The following is a 7,117-nucleotide window of genomic DNA, read 5'->3' on the forward strand; positions in this document are numbered from 1 at the left end:
GGCGTTTTTTTGCCGACTTACGAAGTCGGGTTTTTGCTAAACCGCATCCGATAAAGACGTAAATGTGAAGTCACGGATCTTTAAAGGAGGTAATAAATAGTTAACATTCGATTCAGCACTTACTGTTCTTTCTGATTTACCCATTTCTTCTAAATTATTGAGCATGATGATTGGGCTTTCATTAAAGCGGAAGTTCTTTACAGGGAATTTGATTTCACCATTTTCAATGTAAAAAGTACCGTCTCTTGTTAACCCTGTAAGCAGTAGTGTTTGCGGGTCTACTGGGCGGATATACCAAAGGCGCGTTACCAGGATTCCTTTTTCAGTACCTTTAATCAATTCTTCTAAGGATTTGGTGCCGCCTAACATAATCGCTCCATCAGGAGCTGGGATAGCTTTAATTCCGGTTTTTTGAGCCCAATAGCGGGAGCTATATAAATTTTTAACTACACCTTTTTCAATCCAGTTTACCTTCTGTTGAGGGCGCCCATCGCCAGACCAAACCGAAGTAGGAAGTTCTGGATTCCAAGGGTCTGAATAAATGTTTACCCTTTCGTCCAGCAGTTGTTCCCCAACTTTTGTTTTACCTCCTGGCTTGCTCATAGAGCTTCTACCTTCATCAGCTTGGCGAGCATCCATGTCGAAGAATAAATTCTCTAGCATTACCGCCACAGCTGTGGGCTCTAGGATAACTGTGTATTTGCCTGGCTCAATAGCTTTGGCAGTAACAGAAGCTAACGCCTTTTTACAGGCAGTAGCCGTATCTGCTTTGGTATTCAACTTCTTAAAATCATTATACCCTTTGGTAGCATAGCCAGATCCTTTGCCATCTTCGGTTCTTACGGTAATATTGAATGCTACATCGGTAGCTTTATAGTAGGCAAATAAGCCCTTGCTATTTAACATAGCCGAAAATCCCGTGCTGTTAGATAGGAACCCTGCGGCAGTTAATTTATTTTCCTTTGCCTGAGTAAGACTTGCTTGTACAGCGTCAGCTCGTTCTTTGGCACTCATTGCGGCTGTCGCTTCCGAGAAAGTAGGCGAGTCGGGTCCATATTGCTGCGGTCCTAAAAAGGGCATAAATTCCGGGTTTTCTGGTGCCAGTTGTGCAAGTTCTTCGGAGCGTCTAACTACTTTTTCTAAGGATGCATCGTCGAATTCATTAATTGTTGCAACACCTAACTTCTTTCCAAAGGCAGAAGAAACTACCAAACTATTGGTGCTAATACCTCCACTGGTAGAAACAGAATTCCTCGCATATCTTACATTTCCACTATCAGAACCTGACAAATTTATTTCACATTGTTCTGCTTTTGAGTAGCTAAGTGCTTTAGTTAAAAGGGCTTTAGCTTGTTCTTTAGTTAATACTGGCATAATTCCTATCAGATTTTTCTAGCGGTATTGATTACGTTAACATTATTAAAACGGGCAGTAGCAGATCCATGAGATACTGCGCTCGACTGGCTTGGTTGTCCCTTACCATCAAAGAACGAGCCTCCAAGACGGTAATCTCTTTCGTCACAAACAGCAACACAGGAGTTCCAAAACTCTTGGGTGTTTGCCTGATAAGCTACATCTTTGAGCATACCCACAATTTTTCCATCTTTGATTTCATAATATAGCTGTCCGCCAAATTGGAAGTTATAACGCTGTTGATCAATAGAAAATGAGCCGTCGCCAACAATATAAATTCCCTTTGCTACATTTTTAATCTGATCTGCTATCGTTAATGGTTTTTTGCCAGGTTGTAAAGAGATGTTTGCCATACGTTGGAATTGTACGCTGCTCCAATTGTCTGCATAACAGCAGCCCTGTGAATGATCTAATCCAACAATGTGGGCTTGATCTCTGATGGCTTGATAGTTCACCAAAACGCCCTCTTTGATTACATCCCATTTACCGCATTTTACCCCTTCATCATCGTATCCCACTGCACCTAATGAACCTACTTCAGTTTTATCAGCCGTAATATTTACTTCCTTACTGCCATAAGCAAATTTTTTAGATTCCCATTTATCTAAAGTAAGGAAGCTTGTACCGGCAAAATTAGCTTCGTAGCCCAGCACACGGTCGAGCTCGGTAGGGTGGCCGCAAGACTCATGAATGGTTAACCACAAATGTGAAGGATCCAGTACAAGATCATATTTTCCAGCTTCAACGGATTTGGCTTTCATTTTTTCACCAACTTGAACGGCCGCTTGTTTAGCATCCTCGAGCATATCATATCTGCCTTTATACAGGGTGCCTGTTGCAGTTTGTATTTTATCTTCTGGTCGCGCGTTTAAATATTCGTAACCCTTTCCACTCGGTGCACTGAGCGCATTTCTTGTTTCAAATTTGCCTGTTGCTTTATCAATCTTTGTAAGAAAGAAGGTAGGCCAGATCCGGTGTATATCTTGGTCAATGTAAGAGCCATCTGTAGAAGCAAAATATTTTTGTTCATTAACCATAAACAAAATGGAGTTTACATAATCTGCACCACCTTTCATTGCGGCATCATTTACCGAAAGTAATAAATCTACCTTTTCTTTAATTGGGACTTCAAATGAATTTTGCTCGATAGGTGCTTTCCAGCTCACTTCTCCATAGCCTTTTTGAGGGGCCAATTGAACAGGTTCCAATTGCAAACGAGAATTCTCTTTAGCAATTGATACAGCAAGCTCTGAGGCTTTGGCAATGCTGTCTTTGTCTAATTTATCGGTCGCGGCAAAACCCCAGCAGCCGTTTGCAATTACGCGAATACCTATGCCAAATGATTCGGTATTTACAATGTTTTCTACTTTGTCTTCCCGGGTAACTACAAACTGATTCAGATATCGTCCTACACGTACATCGGTGTACGTTGCCCCTTTAGATTTTGCAGCGTTAAGTGCCACGTCAGCCATGATTTTTTTAGCTGCAGGATCGATATATTCTAATGCGCGTTCTGGAGAGATCTCGTTTCCCATCACCGGAATAGCGGGAAGCATTGCAGCAGCAGCCCCGAGGCCGGTTAAATAAATAAAATTTCTACGTTTCAAGTTGGTTTGGTTTAAAGGTTAGTTAAATATAGCTATTGAAACGCAGTGTAAGAAATTTAGTAGGAGTGATTTTTATGATACAAAGGGATGTTTTTTAAAGTACTAGCTAAGTAGTAGGTAAGTAGTAAGTAAGTAGTAGGTAAGTAGTAGGTAAGGGGTTCCTTCGAAAATGATCAACCGATGGAGGAATACTTTGATAATTTTAAACATCGTCAAAGTATTCCCTTTTTGATGTTAATCTTTGATAATTTCAAAGCTACTTAAACTTACAAATTGCTGTAGGCGTTCGGCAATAGTCGCTTTATCCAGTTCTAACAAGCGTTCGGTACCAAATTTTTCGACACAGAATGAGGCTAATGCAGATCCATAGATCAATGCATTTTTCATGTTATTGAAGTTAATTGTTCCGACTTGGGCTAAATAACCAATAAAGCCACCAGCAAAAGTATCTCCAGCTCCGGTTGGATCGAATACGTCGGCTAATGGCAACGCAGGGGCAGAAAATACTTTATCTTCATGGAACAAAAGTGCGCCGTGCTCTCCTTTTTTAATGATTAAATATTTTGGCCCCATGGTTAATATCTTTTGGGCTGCTTTAACTAGCGAGTATTCTCCAGATAATTGACGAGCTTCTGAATCATTGATGGTTAGTACGTCCACCAATTTAATGGTTTCTAATAAATCGCCCATCATAATGTCCATCCAAAAATTCATTGTGTCTAGTACGATGAGTTTTGGTCTGTTTTTAAGTCGTTCGATTACTGTTTTTTGGATTTGCGGGGTTAAGTTTCCTAATAATAGGTATTCACAGTCTTGATAGCTTTCTGGGATGATTGGATCAAAATGTTCTAAAACATTTAGCTCGGTAACCAGCGTATCACGACTGTTCATATCGTTATGATATTTGCCGCTCCAAAAGAATGATTTTTCACCTACTTTAATTTGAAGGCCTTCTGTATCTATGCCGTGATTGGTAAATGTATCAATATCTTCTTTTTTAAAGTCATCACCCACAACAGCTACAATTTTAGCTTTATTGTAGAAATAGGAAGCGGCTAAACTAGCGTAAGTTGCGGCACCACCTACTATTTTATCGGTTTTTCCGAAGGGTGTTTCAATGGCGTCGAAAGCCACAGTACCGATGATTATCAGGCTCATATGATTTTTGTTAAAATTATTTTCATTTTTTTCAGTGCAAATATTGCATAAATAATTTAAAAGCCCTAATATTGCATTCCCAAAACGAACGAGGCTTTATGTTCTTTACATTAAACCAAAGGCGTTTTAAGGATAACCAGTACTCCTTCTTAGCTCAGCTGGTTAGAGCATCTGACTGTTAATCAGAGGGTCGCTGGTTCGAGCCCAGCAGAGGGAGCCTTAATGGGCAAGCACGGTAAAACGGTCGCTTGCCCTCTTTTTTTAGCCCATAATTTGCTGTTAATCTGGATAAACCACTACAAAATGACCCCTTTGCACCACTCGAAAGTGACCCCCATAATGAACTGATTTTTTTACTGCCTGCCGAAGGAAGTTGACCCCCTTGCGCCAGTTGAAAATGACCCCCTGAAAAGAACGATGATGTTCTGCCGAGCTGTTTTGGAGAACGGTGTTTTTGTTTAGCTTTTGGCTGAACCTAAACCCGAGATTGCCATGCCCAACAAGCCCATCAGAATGAATAAACTAAGACAGATTATCCGTTTGTACTGTCAGGGTACAGGTACCAAACGGATCCATGGAATGCTAGGCAATTCCAGAAACACGATCAAGAAGTACATCCGCGTTTGGCACAGCCTTGGCATAACTTATGAAGAATTCAGTGCCAAGAGCGATGGCGAACTTTCGGTACTTTTCGCCACACCAGTTGCCCGGATATCGAACAGGCCAAGGATGCACCAGCTACATGCCCTTTTGCCCGATATATGCAAGAAACTGAAGAAAAAGGGAGTTACCCGTGAGCAGTTGCATGCCGATTACATTGAAAAGTACCCCGACGGCTATGGACGTTCCCACTTCAATAATGCCATTTTTTCCTATCTACAGCTCACAAAGCCCGTGATGCATATCGAGCACAAGGCCGGTGATAAGGTCTATATCGATTTTGCGGGCACCAAGTTCAAGATTACGGGCTTAGATGGCATCCAACAGGATGCAGAGGTTTTTGTCGCCATTCTGGGATGCAGCCAGCTTACCTATGTCGAAGCTGTGGCGAGCCAGCGCAAGGAAGATCTTATCAAGGCCTGCGAGCATGCACTATTGTACTTTGGCGGTGTACCGCAGGCCATTGTTCCAGATAACCTTCGCTCGGCGGTCACCAGGGGAAGTAGGTACGAAGCGGTACTAAATGATGAATTCTCTGCATTTGCAGAGCATTACAGCGTTGCCGTCGTTCCAGCACGTGCCTATAAGCCACGCGATAAATCGCTTGTTGAGGGCGCTGTTAAGCTGATCTATCGGAGCATCTATGCCAAACTTGAGGGTCGGGTTTTCGGTGATCTGGGGATGCTGAATGCAGCGATCCGCCCAGCTCTTGAGATCCATAACAACAAACCCTTCTCTGGAAGGAACTACTCCAGACGTGAGCAGTTCGAGGAGATCGAAAGGGAGGCACTTGGTCCGCTCAATCCGTTAAGTTACGAAGTTCACAAACAGGTAATGGCTACGGTGATGAGAAAGGGGTATGTCCGTTTGGGCGAAGATACCCATTACTACAGCGTACCCTATGGATATATCGGCAAGAAGGTAAAACTATTGTATACCTCCACGCTGGTGAAGATCTATTACCACTATACCATGATTGCCCTGCACACACGGGTCAGAACCCGTTACCACTATACCACCAATGAAGAGCATCTTGCCCCACAGCACCGCTTCCAGTCCGAGTGGACACCGGAAAGGTTCATCCAACAGGCAGAGGCGGTGCATGAAGATGTGGCCCGTTACATATCAAAGGTACTCGAGCATAAGAAATATCCAGAACAGGCCTATAAGTCATGCTCGGGTATCCTGAACTTTTCCAGGCGTGTTGGACCAGAACGGCTTACCGATGCCTGTAGATGGGCCGATAGCTTGGGCCAGTACAATTATCCCATTATCGAAGAAATCCTCAAAAAACGGCTGGACCAGCTCCGTCCAGAGGAAGAACCTACAGAAATACCATCACATAAAAACATAAGAGGTAAAGAATATTATCAATAAATCAAAAAACAGAAACAAGATGAACAATGAAACCCTAGATAAGCTACGCCAGCTCCGTCTGTACGGCATGTACGATGCCTTTAAAACCAACCTTGAAACCTCGGTGAAAGAAACCCTTACCGCCGACCAGTTCATTTCCCTACTGGTGGCCAGTGAGTGGGACGACAGACGGAACCGATCGGTGGAACGTTCCATAAGATTGGCCGGATTCCGTTACAAGGCCTCCCTGGAACAGGTCGATTATTCCATAGAAAGAGGTCTTGACAAGAACCAGGTACACCGCCTTGCCGCCCTTGACTTCGTTAAGGAACATAAAGATCTTTTCATTACAGGCTCAACGGGAACAGGGAAAAGCTATCTGGCAACGGCACTAGGATACCAGGCCTGCCAGAACGGCTACAAGGTGATGTATGTAAATACAGCCAAGCTAATGGGCCAGTTGAAACTGGCCAAGGCAAAGGGTACTATTCTTGCCGAACTCAAGCGAATTGAACGTGTAGACCTGCTGATCCTAGATGATTTCGGGCTACAGCCCTTTGATCCACAATCAAGGATTGCGCTGCTAGATATCATAGAGGATCGGCACCAGAAACGGTCTACGGTGGTCACTTCACAGATTCCGGTAAAGGAATGGTACGATATCATCGGTGAGAAGACCATAGCCGATGCAGTGCTGGACAGGATCGTTCACCATTCGTTAAGGGTAGAACTTTTTGGTGAATCATTAAGAAGGAGAAACTCTAAAACAGAAAATGTATTTTTGTAGAAACAATGTTATTAACCGGACTTGGTAATCTATAAACCTGAACGGTTCTGCATAACAACTTTTGTTCTTTTCTAACATCAACTCTGGGGGTCAATTTGAAATTGGCGAAAGGGGGTCAAATTTATTGGTATTTCCA

Annotated in this window: 5 protein-coding genes and 1 tRNA gene; 3 read left to right on the forward strand and 3 right to left on the reverse strand. The window is 42.9% G+C overall.

Going from position 1 to position 7,117, the window contains the following annotated elements; all coding sequences use genetic code 11:
* Window positions 1-36: 36 nt before the first annotated feature.
* The 3 genes from BM207_RS15365 to BM207_RS15375 form a co-directional block, all read right to left on the reverse strand.
* Window positions 37-1,374 (reverse strand): TldD/PmbA family protein, encoded by a 1,338-nt coding sequence (locus BM207_RS15365; RefSeq protein ID WP_218155064.1) that lies wholly within the window; start codon window positions 1,372-1,374, stop codon window positions 37-39.
* A gap of 8 nt (window positions 1,375-1,382) precedes the next feature.
* Window positions 1,383-3,020, reverse strand: a complete 1,638-nt coding sequence (locus BM207_RS15370; RefSeq protein ID WP_090996259.1) for a TldD/PmbA family protein — start codon at window positions 3,018-3,020, stop codon at window positions 1,383-1,385.
* A gap of 234 nt (window positions 3,021-3,254) precedes the next feature.
* Window positions 3,255-4,178 carry a PfkB family carbohydrate kinase gene (locus BM207_RS15375; protein WP_090996261.1) on the reverse strand — a complete coding sequence of 308 codons (924 nt, stop codon included), beginning with the start codon at window positions 4,176-4,178 and terminating at the stop codon, window positions 3,255-3,257.
* 143 nt (window positions 4,179-4,321) lie between these two features.
* Between BM207_RS15375 and BM207_RS15380 the strand changes: the two genes are divergently transcribed.
* The 3 genes from BM207_RS15380 (at window position 4,322) to istB (ending at window position 6,981) form a co-directional block, all read left to right on the forward strand.
* Window positions 4,322-4,395, forward strand: a tRNA-Asn gene (locus BM207_RS15380).
* 296 nt (window positions 4,396-4,691) lie between these two features.
* The gene (istA, locus tag BM207_RS15385; protein ID WP_245768134.1) at window positions 4,692-6,215 is read left to right on the forward strand and encodes an IS21 family transposase; all 1,524 of its coding nucleotides are present in this window, start codon (window positions 4,692-4,694) and stop codon (window positions 6,213-6,215) included.
* 19 nt (window positions 6,216-6,234) lie between these two features.
* Complete coding sequence (istB, locus tag BM207_RS15390; protein WP_090996266.1) at window positions 6,235-6,981, forward strand: IS21-like element helper ATPase IstB; 747 nt, start codon at window positions 6,235-6,237, stop codon at window positions 6,979-6,981.
* Window positions 6,982-7,117: the final 136 nt, after the last annotated feature.

The sequence above is a fragment of the Pedobacter insulae genome (genome assembly GCF_900113525.1).
GTDB classification, from domain to species: Bacteria; Bacteroidota; Bacteroidia; order Sphingobacteriales; family Sphingobacteriaceae; genus Pedobacter; species Pedobacter insulae.

Coding starts and splice junctions, on each gene's coding strand:
- BM207_RS15365 (WP_218155064.1), bottom strand. CDS start 1,374: ATGCCAGTATTAACTAAAGAACAAGCTAAAGCCCTTTTAACTAAAGCA.
- BM207_RS15375 (WP_090996261.1), bottom strand. CDS start 4,178: ATGAGCCTGATAATCATCGGTACTGTGGCTTTCGACGCCATTGAAACA.
- istA (WP_245768134.1), top strand. CDS start 4,692: ATGAATAAACTAAGACAGATTATCCGTTTGTACTGTCAGGGTACAGGT.
- istB (WP_090996266.1), top strand. CDS start 6,235: ATGAACAATGAAACCCTAGATAAGCTACGCCAGCTCCGTCTGTACGGC.